This is a genomic window from Acinetobacter tianfuensis (assembly GCF_003611465.1).
Taxonomy (GTDB): Bacteria; Pseudomonadota; Gammaproteobacteria; order Pseudomonadales; family Moraxellaceae; genus Acinetobacter; species Acinetobacter tianfuensis.
Genome location: NZ_RAXV01000049.1, coordinates 1 through 16312 on the forward strand (window position 1 = coordinate 1; position 16312 = coordinate 16312).

The following is a 16312-nucleotide window of genomic DNA, read 5'->3' on the forward strand; positions in this document are numbered from 1 at the left end:
AAACTAAAAAACAAACAAAAACTCCCCCTAATAAAATATCCATTACTCCCCCTAGGGCTATATTAAAAATAGAACGATTATCCGCTAACGCTTTTTATTTATACTTTACAAAACATGAGTTCAACTCAAAAATAATATTCTATAAATTAACAGCATATGTTACTGCCTTCGCCATATCTTGCGCTTGTAAACCGCGTATGCCATTCCTCGCCAAATAGTCGCCAGCCAAAGCATGCAAAGTGACAATTTCATGTAAATGAATATCTTCATAAAACTGCGCTTTCAAACTCGCAATCATGCCAGCTAGCACATCTCCCATACCGCCAGTCCCCATCCCTGCATTGCCGGCGGTACAAATCCAGAGCTGATCTTCTAAAATTAAGCTGCCAGCCCCTTTAAGCACCCATTGGCCTGCATATTTTTCTTGCAGCAGACTTATTGCGCCGATACGGTCTGCTTCAACGTCAGAAGTCAATATACCCAGCAGTTTAGCCGCTTCGCCCGGATGCGGTGTGGCATAAACCGTATTACTCAACCGCTCTGGGAATAATGCTAAAAACCATAAAGCATCCGCATCTAAAATAATTTCTTTATAAGATGACTGTAAAGCGGGAAACCACTGTTTAAATTGAGCTTCTGCCCATCTATCACGCCCTAAACCCATCCCAAAACTTACGGCATCCACATGCTGTATCAGCTGCTGAATATCTGCCTCATTTAAAGCATTGATGTCTTGCAGCATAATATTTGGCGCACGGGCTAAAATCGCGGTGTGGTGTTTAGCATCACAGACAACTGAAACTTTACCAGCGCCTGCATGAAAAGCCGCCTCAGCAGCCATTATTACTGCGCCGCCCATCGTGGCATGTCCGCCAACGATCAGCACATGACCATAGCTGCCCTTATGCCCAAAGGCTTTACGCTGCGGCAGCTGAATGTTCACAGGAGATAAAAAGGCCAATGTTTTTAGCGCATCATCTGGAGGAATCAGCTTCAGTACTTCTACTTGACCGCTGTACTCTTTGCCTTGCCCTGTAAATAGCCCAGCCTTTAGGCCCAAAGCGGTAAAACTGTAATCTGCTTTGAAGGCGCAAGGCAAAGGCTGACCGCTATTTGCCTGTAATCCGCTAGGAATATCAACGGCTATTTTCAGCCCTTTTTGTGCATTTAGCGATTGAATAATATTTTGCCAGCTGCTGTTTAATTCACGGTTTAAACCAATGCCAAATAAAGCATCTACATAAGCGCCATAATTCAGCTGAAGCTCAAAGCCTGAAATGACATTCACACCTGCCTGCTGCGCTTCTGCGGCAGCAGTTTGTAAATCGGCTGACTGACCCAGCTCTGCGGCATAGACATCAATTTGAAAACCAGTCTGATGCAGATACTTTGCAATTAAATAACCGTCACCTGCATTATTGCCCTGACCGCAGCATACGGCGGCTGTGGTTATTTGATATTTTTGCAATAAAGGAATTATATGCTGAGCAGTTTGCCACGCAACTTGCTGCATCAAGCCATATGAGCTGTTTTGCTGCGCAAACCAGCGCTGCTCCCATGCTTGAATATCACGGCTATGATAAACTTGCTGCTGCATTATTTTTTCCTTCAAAATATTTTTATGGCAACTGACGCTTTAACAAAAATCCCAGTGAATCAAGATGATCCAAAAGCGCTCAAAACTTGGATTAAAGCGCAGGCTTTGGCCTTGGGTTTTTCTGATTGTGTCATTGCCAAACCGGATGCTCAAGCAGAAATCCCGCGTTTTAAAGAATATTTAGACCGCGGCTATCATGGCGACATGAAATATTTGGAAGAAAATTTAGAAAAGCGCGCCAATCCGAGCCTGCTTGTACCTGGTACAAAAAGCATTATTTGTGTACGCATGGATTACTTAGTTGAAACACCTAAACCGCGCTATGTACCGCATGAACCGAATGCAGCCATTATTGCCCGTTATGCCCGCGGCCGTGATTATCATAAAACCATGCGCGGGCGTTTAAAGACCTTAGCATCCATCATCCGTGAAAAAATCGGTGATTTTGAGTCACGCCCATTCGCAGACTCCGCGCCTATTTTTGAAAAATCCCTCGCAGAAAATGCAGGCATGGGCTGGACAGGCAAACATACCCTGCTGATTCATAAAAAATCAGGATCATTTTTTGTCTTGGGTGAGCTATTTACGTCCTTAACGCTTCCTTTTGACACCCCCGCTGAAAAACACTGCGGCTCATGTACGGCCTGCATCGACATCTGCCCAACTCAAGCAATTGTAGAACCTTATATGCTGGATGCACGTAAATGCATTGCCTATCTAACGATTGAGTATAAAGGCATTATTGCGGAAGAACTGCGCCGCGGCATAGGCAACCGTGTATTTGGCTGTGACGATTGCCAGCTGATTTGCCCTTGGAACAGTTTTGCGAAAAAGACAGCGATTGAGGATTTTCATCCTAGGCATGGTTTAGATCAGGTGAGTTTATTAGATTTATGGCACTGGGATGAGGCAACATTTTTAAGTTCCACCGAAGGCAGCCCAATACGGCGCACAGGCTACCAGAGTTTTATGCGCAATATTGCAATTGGTTTAGGCAATGCTGATTATTCTGCTGAAATTATTGATGCTTTACAAAAAAAACGCAGCCTGCATGATGAGATTGTGCAAGTCCATATTGATTGGGCGCTTAACGAACAAAAGCTTAAAAATTTAGCATAAATAATCTGCTAAAACAGTGTGCTGTATATTCCAGTTCACTGCTAAGTTTACAAAATTTAAAACTTGGGGCTTTTATTTCACTGCAAAGTTTAAATTGCTAAAAAAAACTTTGCAGTGAATTTCACATAAATACAAGCTACTTTGCAGCTAATTATACAATCTTATATTTCCATTCATTTACAATTTTAATCGTTAGATACTATCAAAATTGTCGTTTATTGCCTTTGGAATTGGCATGATTTCTGTATGATCAATAGTAGCTAAAATAATGATGATGGATATCTTTAATGAACTTACGCAACGACTGGACTCGTGAAGAAATTCAAGCCTTATATGAACAGCCATTTTTAGATTTGGTTTTTGAGGCACAGCGCGTGCATCGTGAGAATTTCACCGCCAACACTATTCAGGTCAGCACATTGCTGTCAATTAAAACCGGTAAATGTCCTGAGGACTGTAAATATTGCTCTCAATCTGCACATTACGATTCCAATCTTGAAGCTGAAAAGCGCATTGCTGTAGACAAAGTCATTACAGAAGCAAAAGAAGCGCTGGCCTCTGGTTCATCGCGTTTCTGCATGGGGGCAGCTTGGCGCAATCCGCACGAGCGCGATATGCCTTATGTGCTGGAAATGGTGCGAGAAGTGAAAGCATTAGGACTTGAAACCTGCATGACACTTGGCATGCTGAATCAGTCACAGGCAGAACGCTTGAAAGATGCAGGTTTAGATTATTACAACCACAATTTAGACACTTCACGTGAGTATTATTCCAATATTATCAGCACACGCACATTTGATGACCGCTTAAATACTTTGGAATATGTACGCGGAGCAGGCATGAAAGTCTGCAGCGGCGGTATTGTCGGCTTAGGTGAAAACAGCAATGACCGTATTGGCCTGCTGCAAGAGCTTGCAACCTTGCCTATACACCCCGAATCTGTGCCAATCAATATGCTGGTGCCAATTGAAGGCACACCTTTAGCTGAGGTTGAAAAACTGGATGTTACTGAATGGATCCGCACGATTGCAGTAGCCCGCATTATCATGCCGAAAAGCTATATCCGTCTTTCTGCTGGCCGTGAGTCACTTTCAGATTCAGATCAAGCCTTAGCATTTATGGCAGGCGCCAATTCACTCTTTTCAGGTGAAAAGCTACTGACTACGCCAAATGCAGGTGAAGGCAGAGACAAACAGCTATTTAACAAACTGGGCTTAGTTGCTGAAAAAGCCAAACTGAATGCGGCTGAACTCTCTATAGATGCGATGGCCAGCTAAATTCAGACAGCAGAAAAAAATCCTCCAAAATGGGGGATTTTTTTATTCAAGATTCAAAATAGACCGTAATGAAATACACTATGATTTTGCGAAATTATGCGCTGTAATCAAAATACCATATTTCGCATTTAGAAAATCCCCCTGCTTGATAACATCCTGCCCATTGGCATGAAAAACAGTAAGCACGTGCTCAATAGCGTCATAAGTAAAGGAGTCAAAACTGTCCTGATGCTGACACAGCCATGCCAATGTGTCCTGCAGCTGATCATCTACAATATAAGTTTCGGCTTGAAAATCTTTAGTCATTTGAAAACAAAATACTTTTAAAGTTAAGCCTAGTTTAACGCATTTTTCTTGTACTGAAATTCTCTATAAAAAAAGTGAGCTTACGCTCACTTTTTGCTACTTAGTATCACCGCACTTTCTACATTCCTTGTGCGTCCCAATTTCTTCCATTTGCTCATATTCATAAATATGCATGCAGAAAATTTTTCTAAATAAATGAAGCATATTGTTAAAACTCCCGTTTAATTTTTAAAATCGCTTCGGCATCTGTCATCCTGAAAGATGCTGGTTTTATGTTCAAAAACCATACATATTTATTATCATATTTTTCCACTCAGTCAAATCCTTTTCATCTGATTTTTATAAAAAGTATAAATTGCATTACATACAGCAAACTTAAGATTAAATTGTGAACAAGCTAACAAATCTGTTGAAAAAATTGATTAAAATATTTATGATTCGAAAACAAAGCTATTTCAGCTTAGATTTTAAAATTTTAGTGTTTTAAAACAAAAATTTATTTAAAAATCCTGCATCAAAAACAAGAACTTCACTCAGAGCTATGAGAAACGCATATGACGACTTATTTAATTAGTCTGGAAGCGCGGTCTAAACGTGATTATGATGATTTAGCCGGAAAAATTGGACAAATCAGCACAGATAAGCCTATTGCACCGCTCAAAAACCTTTGGGTGATGCATTCTGACTTAAGCTCTGAAGAAATACGCGATCAGCTGCTTTCTCATATTTATGCAAAAGATGCACTCATGGTCATTCGTGTAGATGCTCAGAACTGGGCTTCATGGAATATCCATGAAAAGTCTGCACACTGGCTGAACCAATCTATAAGCTGACATGGTTTAGTATAAATTTCTGCGCTTAATATCAGCCCAAACGCCAAGTGTGCTTTATTCACATCAAAGACATAAATCAAGTATGTGCAAAAGGTAAATTAAAAAACCAGCGAGTATTCAACGCTGGTTTTTTTAATGTACATAAATGTACAGCGGCATTGTTTCAGCGCTTATTTCGCTTCCGATGCTGCTGGCGCATTTTCTAAAGGCGCGGCATCCATCATCTCTTCGCTGACAGGCGTATCTGTTACTGGCCAGTCTTTACCTGCTGTTTCGCTGGATACAGGCGCTTCAGCTTGCTGTTCTTGTGATTCTTTTTTACCGCATGCAGTTAAAGCAGTTAGAGAAGCTGCAGAGATCAGTACCAATAATGCAGTTTTTAACTTCATTCTCATCATCCTTCGTTATTCAGTCATAGCGTGAAGCTGGTTAAATTCCGCTTGAGCTATAGCGTTATAAATATAGTCAGCGCAAATCATAGCAAAAAACCTTAAGGGATAATGTGCAATTTATCAAATTTAAACGATTTAATTATCCCGCCGATCTGGCGAGCAAAACAATCTTAGACTGCGGCTTAATATTAGCGCCTTGTTTACTGTTGTACTGTATAAATAATATCGCTCAAGTCATAACCCTGCTGCACTGCTGCATCTAAATAACGCTGTACTAAAACAGGTTCTGGCTTAGGATCCCGCGACAGTACCCATAAATACTTTTGAGATGGAGCGCCCACCAAAGCCATTTGATATTGCGGATCTATTTTCAACACCCAATAATCACCGCGGCCCACTGGCAGCCAGCGAAGCGCTTTAGGTAAAAAGCTGACTTTCAGTTTTGAGTTTGCTGGCGCATTTTGTACAAATGCCTCACCTTCAGATTGCATCAGCTTGCCATCCTTTTGATAGTAGCGGTTATCAACCTTCACATTGCCATTTTCATTTAAACTGTATTGCGCTGTGACGTTATAAGCGCACTTATTTTGAAAATACATTGGTTTACGCGCGACTTCATACCATGTGCCCAAGTATTTTTTTAGGTCCAGCTGCGGTACTGCCTGCACTTCACTGCCCGCATATGCAGAACATGCAAACATAGCTGTCAGCAAAAATGCGCCTTGCCGGATAGATGACGCGAAAGTCTTCATCATAAATCACCTATTTCAAACCTAAATGAGCTTTCAGTATGCAAATTTGCCTAAAAAAACCTATAGGAAATAGCTTACATTTGCTTTTTTTATATACAAAAAAATCATTAAATATTTGATATGCATCATTTAATAATTTGAACCGAATATACATAAAAACAACAAAGTGCTGTCAAATCAGCGACTTATTCTCCTATGATAAATCATCAATGAATTAACCCTTTTTATAGTGATTCGCTATGCGCCAGCTTATTTGGTTTCGTCAAGATTTAAGAATACAAGACCATACCGCTTTGTATTATGCACAGCAGCAAGGCCCTTGTATTGCACTGGTTATTCTTAGCCCTGAACAATGGCGCATACATCATGATGCGCCGATTAAAATTGATTTTTATTTGCGCCAGCTGGAAATGCTTAGGCAAGAATTGTATGCGCTGAATATCCCGCTTGTGATTAAAACAGTGAATCTTTGGAATGACATTCCGCCCCAATTAGCTGAACTTTGCCAGCTGCTGCACATACAATGCGTCCATGTACATATTGAAAATGGCTGGAACGAACAGCTGCGTGATTTGCATGTAGAGCAGCTGCTGCTAAAAAAGAACATAAATTGGCAGGCTTATACTGACCGCACCATTTTCCCGCTGCACAGCATCCGCAATAAAACTGAACAGGCTTACCAAATATTTACACCTTTTAAAAAAAATTGCTATGAGCTGCTCAGTATAAGCCTGCCGCAGCCGCTGCCAAATGCACAGATGCAATCAAAAATAGATATAGAAAACACGCTAAATACAAATGTGCCTAGCCTTGCAGACATTTATGATGAGGAGATCTGTGCTGAGCTTCGGGAACTGTGGCCTGTAGGTGAGCAATATGCACATATGCTGCTAGAACATTTTGCAGAAGAACGCCTATCTGTTTATGATCAAGAACGTGACTATCCATCCTTAGACAGTACAAGCAAACTTTCTGCCTATCTTAATATCGGCATTCTTTCAATTCGGCAGTGTCTGGCAATATTGTTTCGTGACCAGCACGGCTATTTTAAGGTCGAACAGAAAGCACAGCAAATCTGGCTGGATGAGCTGCTGTGGAGAGAGTTTTATCAGCATGTCATGGCTGACTTCCCTCGCGTTTCAAAGCACTTGCCCTTTAAAATGCAAACGCAAGCTATCACATGGCAAACAAACGCCTCTGCGCTTGAAGCTTGGAAATATGGCAAAACAGGTGTACCAATTGTAGATGCAGGCATGCGCCAGCTGCTGCAAACGGGCTGGATGCATAACCGCGTACGTATGATTTGCGCTATGTTTTTAAGTAAAAATTTATTGATTGACTGGCGTATAGGCGAAACGTGGTTTATGCAGCATCTGATTGATGGTGATTTAGCGGCCAATAATGGCGGCTGGCAATGGTCAGCATCAACTGGAACAGATGCTGTTCCCTATTTTCGTATATTCAACCCAGTGAGCCAGTCACAAAAATTTGATGCCAATGGTGACTATATACGGCGCTGGGTTCCAGAACTGTCGCACTGCAGCCATAAGCAAATTCATGAGCCCTATGTATATCTGGAAGAACAATCCTTGGCTTATCCGCGGCCAATTGTCGATTTAAAAGCCTCACGGCAGCGGGCAATTGAAGCCTTTAAATTAGCTTCGGCCTAAGTGTTTCTAAAAAATGCTAAGATTCCAATAAAACACCGTACTGCCTAAACAGTGCGGTGCCTACTCACCCCTTCTAAGCTCAACAATTTTATAGCTGTGCCAACATTTCCAAAGTAATTTTTTTCACCTCTTCTTTACTTTGCTGAATATGGCTGCGCATTTTCTCCAATGCCGCTATCACATTATGTCCAAGGATCAATTGTAAAATCTGTTGATGCTCTGCATAAGTGGCTTCAATTCGATAATCTTTAGAAAAGTCTAAACGGCGAATAATACGGATTTTCTCACTGACATCTCGATGCACCTTCGCCATTTCACTATTGCCAATTGCTTCAACCAATTGACAGTGAAATGCTTCATCTTGCATCGATAAAGTCTTTAAATCATGCAGATACTGCTCAAGCGGAATACACCATAAATTTACCAAGCCTTGTAAAGCCTGTTTGAGCTGGTCTGAATCCATTTTGCAAAGCTGCTCAATGGCATAGCATTCCAGCAAAATCCGTAAATCGTACAGTTCTTCGTAGGCTTTAAAATTGAGTGGCTTCACTTCCCAACCGCTACGAAAATGCACCCTCACATAACCATCTTGCTGTAAACGATATAAAGCTTGCCGTACGGGTGTGCGGCTTACTTCATACAATTCTGCAATTTCAGATTCGGTAAAACGTGCACCTGGTTTGAGCTGAAAATCAAAAATATCGTTTTTTATTTTTTGGAAAACCAGCTCAGACAAGTTGTCTGAGCTTTTCCCAACAATGGTGGTTGTGGTCATGTTTATTCCATATAAACCAGCGGTTCACCGCTATGTACCGTTTGTCCTGCACGGCAGATAATCGCTTTCACTATACCGTCATCATCGGCATAGACTGGAAGCTCCATTTTCATCGCTTCAATAATGGCTACAGTATCGCCTTTCTTCACAGACTGTCCAGCTTCGACAAAAATTTTCCAAATGTTGCCAGTCATCGACGCATTCAAGGCTGCAAATTGGCTATAGTCGGTATCATCTTGCAGGATTTCCATTTCTGCAGGTGCATCGAACTCATCTTTCCAGCGTTCAACTTCAGTAGTAAATGCCTGTTGCTGCTGCGCTTTAAATTCGGCAATACTGTCCTTCTCTGTTTCCAAAAAGGTTTGATAAGCAGCAAAATCAAATTCTGTTTCTTCAATTTTAATTTCAGCTACGCCATTGGCAAAGTCAGCACGGAATTGATCAAGCTCAGCTTCAGTGACTTCATAATATTTAATTTGATCAAAGAAGCGTAAGAACCATTGTTGATCGCCAAACTGCTTGTTCTTTTTAAACTTATTCCAAATAGGCAATGTACGGCCAATCAACTGATACCCGCCCGGTGAGTCCATGCCATAAATACACATGTACATACCACCAATACCCACTGTGCCTTCTGCGGTAAAAGTACGTGCAGGATTATATTTCGAGCTGAGCAAACGATGACGCGGATCAATTGGCACGGCACAAGGTGCAGTTAAATACACATCGCCCAAACCTAAAATCAGGTAATTGGCATCAAAAATAATGTCTTTGACTTGCTCACGGCTATCTAAACCATTAATACGCTGAATGAAATCGACGTTATTTGGCAACCACGGCGCTTTGGCACAAACACTTTCTTGATAGCGTTCTACAGCACCTAAAGTTGCCGAATCCTCAAATGCCATCGGCAAGTGAATAATACGGGATGGAATTTTAATTTGGCTCAAATCGCCCATCTCATTTTCGAGACCCAATAAGAACTGAATCAAATTCGCTTGACTGAAACGCAATCCATCATATTTAATTTGCAGTGAACGTACACCTGGTGAAAGCTCTAAGATGCCATCAATGGTCGCTTCACGAATGAGCTGCATCAGTCGATAAACACGTAAGCGTAATGCAAGATCGAGGACATTTTCGCCATATTCAAGCAAGATGTAACTGTCACCTGCCTGACGATACACCGCTTTCGGCGCATGTGCATCTGCTTCACGAACCGCCAATATGCCTTCAGACTTGCATTCAAAATTGACCAACTCTGACTTTTCAGGTGCTTGAGCAAAGTTTTGGATATCGGCAATTTGCTGAACTTCCAAGGCATTGGCTTGTTCAACACTCATCGGATAGAAACTGATGCTGTCATCTGCTTTAAGCTGACCAATCTTCCAAAGTTCTGCTTTAGCAATCGTCACAGGGCAAACAAAGCCACCGAGACTTGGGCCATCTTTCGCCAAAATCACGGGGAAATCACCAGTGAAGTTAATCGCCCCAATGGCATATTCACAATCATGCACATTGGATGGATGCAAACCTGCTTCACCGCCATTTTCACGTGCCCAGCTTGGTGTCGGGCCTGTTAGGCGAATACCTAAACGGTTTGAGTTAAAGTGCACATTCCATGTTGAAGCAAAGAATTCTTCAATATATTCAGGTTTAAAGAAATCTGGAGCACCATGCGGGCCATAGAGCACGCCAATTTTCCATTCTTTGCCATAGCTTGGAATACGCTCTGCTGCCAAAGCTTGCGGTGCTGCTGTTGCAACCGACAATCCATCTAAAGGCAGGCTTGGATTGACCATTTTAATCATGTCACCTGCACGCAGTACTCGCCCTGCATGGCCGCCAAAATTACCCAATGCAAAGGTTGAACGGCTGCCTAGATATTCAGGTACATTTAATCCGTTGCGGATCGCAAGATAAGTACGGCAACCCGATTCAACTTGTCCGAGTGCCAGTATTTGCCCTGCTTTAATGCTGATCGGCTGCCAAAAATCGACATTCACACCATCTAGAGCCGCGCTGCACGGCGCACCTGCAAGGGCTACAATGCTATCGGCATGAAACTTCAAGCTCGGCCCTTGTAAGGTAAACTCAAAGCCTGCTGCCGATTTGGGATTACCCACAATTTGATTAGCCAACTGAAATGCATAATCATCCATCGGGCCTGATGGCGGTACACCAATATCCCAATAACCAACACGCCCCGGATAGTCTTGAATCGAACTTTGCGTTCCCGGTTGCAGCACTTCAATCACATTTGGCACGTATTTAAAATCATCCAGCAGACGTGTCCAGATTTGCATATTTTCAAAGCGTGCATCGGAAACCACCGTATGCGCATAATCTAGGTTGGTGCTGATGCCATTCAAGCGGGTTTCAGCCAAGGCTGTTTTTAGCTTGGCAATCGCACTGTCTCGGTCTGCAGCATGCACAATAATTTTGGCAATCATCGGGTCAAAATATTGTGAAATTTCTGTGCCTGTCGACACCCAAGTATCTACACGAATGTCTTCAGGGAAGTACACATCCGTCAGTACACCCGGACTTGGCTGGAAGTTTTTCACTGGATCTTCCGCATAGATTCGCACTTCAATGGCAGCGCCATTGGGCTGAATATTGCTGAGTTTGTCCCAGTCCAAAGCATCACCTGCCGCCACTTTCAGCATGCATTCAATCAGATCTAAGCCAGTGACCATTTCTGTCACAGGGTGTTCAACTTGCAGACGAGTATTGACCTCAAGGAAGTAAAATTCGTCACGGGCAGCATCATAGATAAACTCAACTGTGCCTGCGCTGCGGTATTTCACCAATTGTCCGAGCTCTACAGCAGCACGGTGCAATTTTTGACGGGTTGCTTCTGGTAAATGCGGTGCAGGTGTTTCCTCCACTACTTTTTGGTTACGGCGCTGTAAGGAACAGTCGCGCTCCCCAAAGGCAACGACTTGACCTAAACCATCACCAAATATTTGCACTTCTACATGACGGGCTTTATCGACAAAGCGCTCTAGGAACACGCCCGCATCTTTAAAGAACTGCTCCCCGAGTCGTTTTACACTTTCATACGCATCTTTTAATGATTGTTCATCATCACAGCGGGTTAAACCAATCCCACCACCGCCAGCGGTGCTTTTCAACATGATTGGATAACCAATCTCTGCAGCAGATGCGAGTGCTTCATCCAAACTGCCTAATAATCCTGTGCCCGGTGTCATGGGTACATTGGCTGCCGCAGCCAATTCACGTGCACGATGCTTCAAGCCAAATTCTAAAATTTGCTCTGCCGTTGGGCCCATAAAGGCAATACCATTTTCCTCACATGCACGGGCAAAGTCGGCGCTCTCAGACAAAAAACCATAACCTGGGAAAATCGCTTCAGCGCCCGTTTTTTTGGCTGCTTGAATCAATTTTTCAATACTTAAATAAGTTTCTGCCGGTTTAACACCTTCAAGTGAAACCGCCACATCTGCATCTAAGACATGCTGTGCATAACGGTCTGTCTCTGAATACACGGCAACTGATTGAACACCGAGTTTCTTTAAAGTACGAATCGCACGAACAGCAATTTCACCGCGGTTTGCAATTAGAACTGTTTTAAACATGATTATTTCCCCCCGAATTTTTTAATTTGATTTTGCTGTTGTTGCTTGCAGTGATTGGATATAAGCGCGCCAGCCGCCAAATTCACTGATATTTTTGGCACTGTTTAGGCCATAAGGTTCACAAATAAAACCTTTCACCCAACGTCCATCAGCTAGCTCGACATTGCCCATGCCAAGCGGTGTTGGAATTTCAGCGACAAATTCACCAAAGCGTGCTTTTGGAATATCCCAAAGCTCGACAATAATTTTTTGCCCCGCTTCCTGACGGGCTAAACCTGGTTTCGGCGGTACAGTGCCTGGCAGTGCATAGAGGGCATAATCAGCAGAAGTGGTTGTGGTTTCGACATGCACGGCTTGACGTGTTGTCAGTTGGAAATTGAGCGGCATTCCTGTGAGATGTGCGCCCACGACTGCAACACGAAAATGCTGCGCGGATGGTGCAGAAATGACTGAAGCTGTTTCAGGCAATGTTTTAGCTACTGCACCCAGCGGTAATTGCAGATGGTTTTGCCATTTTTCTGCAAAGTCTGCTAAAGCCGTATCGTGCCAAGCCGGTGCAATGAATGTGATACCAAATGGCAAGCCGTCGATGCGGAAGCCTGCAGGTACAGCAATGGCACTGAGGTCAGCTAAGTTGGTAAAGTTGGTATAGGCGCCAAAGTGGCTGTTATATTCAATCGGCGCTGCGGCCATTTCAGCAAGTGTATGAATAGTTGGTGAGCTTGGCACCACTAAGGCATCAAATTGGGCCAAGGTTTGCTGAATGTCTCGAGCCAATTCTTGCTTTAAATATTCAGCGTTATAAGCATCAACCGCAGTGTACTGCTGACCTTTTTGAATAATGTCTAAAACTGTTGGATCAAAGTCTTGTACCGATGTTTCTAATAAGTCTGCAACTGCAGCGGTTCGCTCTGCGACCCATGACCCTTGGTAAAGTTGGCTCGCCAATTGGCTAAAAGCGCTGAAATCAATTTCAGTCAGTTCTGCGCCTAAGTTTTTTAATTCAGTCAGTGCTTGCTGAAATGCATCAGCAGATTGAGCATCGCCAAAAAATTCTAATTGTTTTGGAATGGCTAATTTTAATTCTGCGCTGAACGTTGCAGGCGCTGTTGCAGGGTTTACACGTGAATAGCTGTCTGCTGCATCAAAGCCTTCTATTAAGGATGCAACGTCATTTGCATTGGCAGCTGTTAAGGCAAAAATTGAAATACAATCAATACTTTTGCAGGCAGGCAATAAGCCTGTATTTGAAAAACGGCCTTTGGTCGGCTTTAAACCGACAATATTATTGAAAGCTGCTGGAATACGTCCTGACCCTGCTGTATCTGTACCGAGTGCAATCGGTACTAAACCGCGCGCCACCACACTGCCTGAACCTGAGCTTGAGCCTCCGCTTACATAGTCAGGATTAAAAGTATTCGGCACGGCACCAAATGGTGAACGTGTACCAACCAAGCCTGTTGCAAATTGATCTAAATTGGTTTTACCAACAATGATGGCACCCGCTTGTTTTAAGCGCTGCACCACATAGGCATCTTCAGTTTTAATTTCGGTGAATAATTTAAAGGCCGCTGTAGAAGCAAATCCTGCCACATCAATATTATCTTTGACTGCAACAGGTACACCGTATAAAGGTAAGTTGTCCGAATTGTCTAGGTTTTTTAAATTTTCAATTTGAGCGTTTAAAAGTTCTGCAGATGCAATTGAAATCCACGCTGGATCACTCAGCTCAAACTGTGCAACAAGTTCACATAAATCTTCAAGTTGAAATGTCTTGTTTGCATAGCCCGCTTTCCATTCAGCAAGGGTCCAGCCTAAAGTCTTTATTTGATTCATTGATGTGCTCATTCTTGTATCCAAGTTTGAATACGTTGTTGCACACATCATGCCAATATAATATTTTTATTATTTTTCAATATGTTATGTTTTATTTCATCTAACTACATGCCAAAAGTTAAAAACAAGCTGTTCCAAAAACACTCGTTTTAAGCCATTTTGGTGCATACGCTGACTTCAATCATTCCGTATTAAAAAAACATCAATAGCTTAATACATGATCTCAATCCAATATTTACTCAGATCAAGCATGATTCAAGTTTTGCCTAAATCATTGGGTACTCAAAAAACGTAAAAAAGACAATATTTGGTCTTTTTTACTTAAAGGCTGATCAATAGCTTATCCGATGTCATAGACCCAATTTCGCGCTTCTGCATCACTGGTAGTTTCACATACATAGTAGTCATGATCCCATGCATCCTGATGGAATATTTCTTTCTTAAAATAGGTCACTTGTTTGCCATTTTCGACGCAAATAAAGCTATCGCCCTGGTCTTTGACTTGTGTTCCGTTGAGGAAGCCACCTATACAGAGGAAACGGGATTGTTTAGACATTCAATTTACTCATCATACGATTCATAAAATTATCATAATTACCTAGTTGATGCGTCCAAAATTTATTATTCTCAATATCATCAATAAACTTAAGAGGATCGATATTATTTACAACTTCCTCCTCATCGAATACCCCCTCTACAATCGAATCCATAAAATCAACCTTTCCATTTAAGGATATAATTATTTCATCCATAGATATTTTTAGATGATTATCAAAATAGTGATGATCAAATTCTAAGGTTGTATCTATAATCCAAGAGTGAATTTTTATATCATCTAAATTTTCAAAATATTGATTTAAAAAATCTTTTTTTACGAATGCAACCTTTTTTGAAAGTTGATAAGCCGCCTTATTTAAAGTGAAGTTTCGATATTCATAAATTTCTTGAATACTACTTCTGATATACGTCGATTTCACTTCAGCGACGAGTACATGATTTCCATAAATAGCGATAAGATCAATTTCACCAACATCTCTGTCTATTGGTTGATATTGACCAATCACCTGAAATCCTACTTGTTTAAATTTTTCAGCCAAATTTAATTCAATATTATCTGTTTCACTTCTAAGTTCTAAACGATTTTTATGCAATTTACGAACATAATTAATCATTGAGGTATTCAAATTTTGATATGCTGTAAGCCATGGAAATTGAAAAATAAAATCATCTATTTTATAAAAAGGTTTTTGTTGAAATGAAGAAACATCATTTTCATTATATAAATCACAGCTCCAAAAAGTTAAGATTTGATGCATTTTCTTTTTTTTGACAGTATTTGAGCTTCCTTTTACCCATGCAGACATTCTTTTAATCTTATCTTCATGCTTAGAAAATGTGAAAGGCATTCTATTTTCACTAATTACAAAACCATGCATAGTAAGCTGTGTTAATGCATGTAAATTACTTTCTGAATTAGGTAAAAAACTCATAAATTTTTCAATATGATCTTTTAAATAATGTGCTTGTGACAAAGTCATTGTAATCATTGTTTCATAAGCATCGAGCTTTTGATGATTAATACTGAAATCTGAAATTCCATAAACTTGTGTTAACTGTTCCTGTATACCAAGCGCTTTTGATAATGCAATTGCATTAGCTTCTAAATTATCACCTGTATTTATAATGCTATACTTAGCGTCAGATTTTAGTAGTTTTTCAGTACCAACTCCAAGCCAATAGCTTATTAATAAAGAGTTTTTCTCTGCCCAATTATCCTTTTTCTCTTTTGTATTGGTATAAATCAATTCTGCCTTGCTCAACTTGTAATTTACATGCTTATCAAAACAAAATGACTCTAGTACATTTCTTTTATAGTTAATAATCTCAATTTTGACAGCCACAATTTTTTTATATAACTCATACTGCTCTTGCAGGAGCAGAGTCATTCCCTCACCGATCAAGAATGGCATCATTTTATTTCTTAATGCCAAACCTATCGATTGATCAGTTAATTTTTTAGTATTTTTTCTAGAAGTTTTAACAATTTCGTCAAAAGCTTTCCAAACTGTTTCTGCTGAGTTTCTTTCAGTTTTATCAAATTGATATGGCAAATAATCAAAATAATCTTGATTAGGAATTAGATATTCATAAGC

13 protein-coding genes are annotated in these 16312 nt (G+C 41.1%); 4 read left to right on the plus strand and 9 right to left on the minus strand.

What is annotated here, in order from left to right; genetic code table 11:
* Window positions 1-139: 139 nt before the first annotated feature.
* On the minus strand, window positions 140-1597 hold the full coding sequence (locus D7V32_RS15790) for an NAD(P)H-hydrate dehydratase (RefSeq protein ID WP_120403786.1): 1458 nt from the start codon (window positions 1595-1597) through the stop codon (window positions 140-142).
* Window positions 1598-1621: 24 nt separating this feature from the next.
* Between D7V32_RS15790 and queG the strand changes: the two genes are divergently transcribed.
* Entirely contained in the window at window positions 1622-2716 is a 1095-nt protein-coding gene (gene queG, locus D7V32_RS15795; protein ID WP_120403787.1) for a tRNA epoxyqueuosine(34) reductase QueG, read from the plus strand.
* A 287-nt stretch (window positions 2717-3003) separates the two neighbouring features.
* The gene (gene bioB / locus D7V32_RS15800) at window positions 3004-3993 is read left to right on the plus strand and encodes a biotin synthase BioB (protein ID WP_120403788.1); all 990 of its coding nucleotides are present in this window, start codon (window positions 3004-3006) and stop codon (window positions 3991-3993) included.
* Window positions 3994-4071: 78 nt separating this feature from the next.
* Here the strand turns inward: bioB and D7V32_RS15805 are convergent, their stop codons facing one another.
* The gene (locus tag D7V32_RS15805) at window positions 4072-4299 is read right to left on the minus strand and encodes a hypothetical protein (protein WP_120403789.1); all 228 of its coding nucleotides are present in this window, start codon (window positions 4297-4299) and stop codon (window positions 4072-4074) included.
* Between the two features lie 554 nt (window positions 4300-4853).
* On the opposite strand from D7V32_RS15805, the gene D7V32_RS15810 reads away from it, so the two are divergent.
* Window positions 4854-5132 carry a hypothetical protein gene (locus tag D7V32_RS15810; RefSeq protein WP_120403790.1) on the plus strand — a complete coding sequence of 93 codons (279 nt, stop codon included), beginning with the start codon at window positions 4854-4856 and terminating at the stop codon, window positions 5130-5132.
* Between the two features lie 170 nt (window positions 5133-5302).
* Here the strand turns inward: D7V32_RS15810 and D7V32_RS15815 are convergent, their stop codons facing one another.
* Window positions 5303-5521, minus strand: a complete 219-nt coding sequence (locus D7V32_RS15815; protein WP_120403791.1) for a hypothetical protein — start codon at window positions 5519-5521, stop codon at window positions 5303-5305.
* Window positions 5522-5724: 203 nt separating this feature from the next.
* Window positions 5725-6279 (minus strand): lipocalin family protein, encoded by a 555-nt coding sequence (locus D7V32_RS15820; RefSeq protein ID WP_407641558.1) that lies wholly within the window; start codon window positions 6277-6279, stop codon window positions 5725-5727.
* Window positions 6280-6515: 236 nt separating this feature from the next.
* Between D7V32_RS15820 and D7V32_RS15825 the strand changes: the two genes are divergently transcribed.
* The gene (locus D7V32_RS15825) at window positions 6516-7946 is read left to right on the plus strand and encodes a cryptochrome/photolyase family protein (protein ID WP_120403793.1); all 1431 of its coding nucleotides are present in this window, start codon (window positions 6516-6518) and stop codon (window positions 7944-7946) included.
* An 88-nt stretch (window positions 7947-8034) separates the two neighbouring features.
* Here D7V32_RS15825 and D7V32_RS15830 read toward each other — a convergent pair whose 3' ends face one another.
* From D7V32_RS15830 to D7V32_RS17390, 5 genes are all read right to left on the minus strand, one after another.
* Window positions 8035-8721 carry a GntR family transcriptional regulator gene (locus tag D7V32_RS15830; RefSeq protein ID WP_120403794.1) on the minus strand — a complete coding sequence of 229 codons (687 nt, stop codon included), beginning with the start codon at window positions 8719-8721 and terminating at the stop codon, window positions 8035-8037.
* A 2-nt stretch (window positions 8722-8723) separates the two neighbouring features.
* On the minus strand, window positions 8724-12323 hold the full coding sequence (gene uca / locus D7V32_RS15835) for an urea carboxylase (protein ID WP_120403795.1): 3600 nt from the start codon (window positions 12321-12323) through the stop codon (window positions 8724-8726).
* Between the two features lie 21 nt (window positions 12324-12344).
* Window positions 12345-14159, minus strand: coding sequence for an allophanate hydrolase (atzF, locus tag D7V32_RS15840; RefSeq protein ID WP_120403797.1), 1815 nt, complete (start codon window positions 14157-14159; stop codon window positions 12345-12347).
* A 340-nt stretch (window positions 14160-14499) separates the two neighbouring features.
* On the minus strand, window positions 14500-14715 hold the full coding sequence (locus D7V32_RS15845; RefSeq protein WP_120403796.1) for a hypothetical protein: 216 nt from the start codon (window positions 14713-14715) through the stop codon (window positions 14500-14502).
* A partial coding sequence (locus D7V32_RS17390; protein ID WP_171407689.1) for a hypothetical protein occupies window positions 14708-16312 on the minus strand: 1605 nt, incomplete at its 5' end. The genes D7V32_RS15845 and D7V32_RS17390, both read right to left, overlap by 8 nt.

Bases quoted from the DNA above. Each gene is read 5' to 3' on its own strand.
- D7V32_RS15790 (WP_120403786.1), bottom strand. From the start codon at position 1,597: ATGCAGCAGCAAGTTTATCATAGCCGTGATATTCAAGCATGGGAGCAG.
- queG (WP_120403787.1), top strand. From the start codon at position 1,622: ATGGCAACTGACGCTTTAACAAAAATCCCAGTGAATCAAGATGATCCA.
- bioB (WP_120403788.1), top strand. From the start codon at position 3,004: ATGAACTTACGCAACGACTGGACTCGTGAAGAAATTCAAGCCTTATAT.
- D7V32_RS15805 (WP_120403789.1), bottom strand. From the start codon at position 4,299: ATGACTAAAGATTTTCAAGCCGAAACTTATATTGTAGATGATCAGCTG.
- D7V32_RS15810 (WP_120403790.1), top strand. From the start codon at position 4,854: ATGACGACTTATTTAATTAGTCTGGAAGCGCGGTCTAAACGTGATTAT.
- D7V32_RS15815 (WP_120403791.1), bottom strand. From the start codon at position 5,521: ATGAAGTTAAAAACTGCATTATTGGTACTGATCTCTGCAGCTTCTCTA.
- D7V32_RS15820 (WP_407641558.1), bottom strand. From the start codon at position 6,279: ATGATGAAGACTTTCGCGTCATCTATCCGGCAAGGCGCATTTTTGCTG.
- D7V32_RS15825 (WP_120403793.1), top strand. From the start codon at position 6,516: ATGCGCCAGCTTATTTGGTTTCGTCAAGATTTAAGAATACAAGACCAT.
- D7V32_RS15830 (WP_120403794.1), bottom strand. From the start codon at position 8,721: ATGACCACAACCACCATTGTTGGGAAAAGCTCAGACAACTTGTCTGAG.
- uca (WP_120403795.1), bottom strand. From the start codon at position 12,323: ATGTTTAAAACAGTTCTAATTGCAAACCGCGGTGAAATTGCTGTTCGT.
- atzF (WP_120403797.1), bottom strand. From the start codon at position 14,159: ATGAATCAAATAAAGACTTTAGGCTGGACCCTTGCTGAATGGAAAGCG.
- D7V32_RS15845 (WP_120403796.1), bottom strand. From the start codon at position 14,715: ATGTCTAAACAATCCCGTTTCCTCTGTATAGGTGGCTTCCTCAACGGA.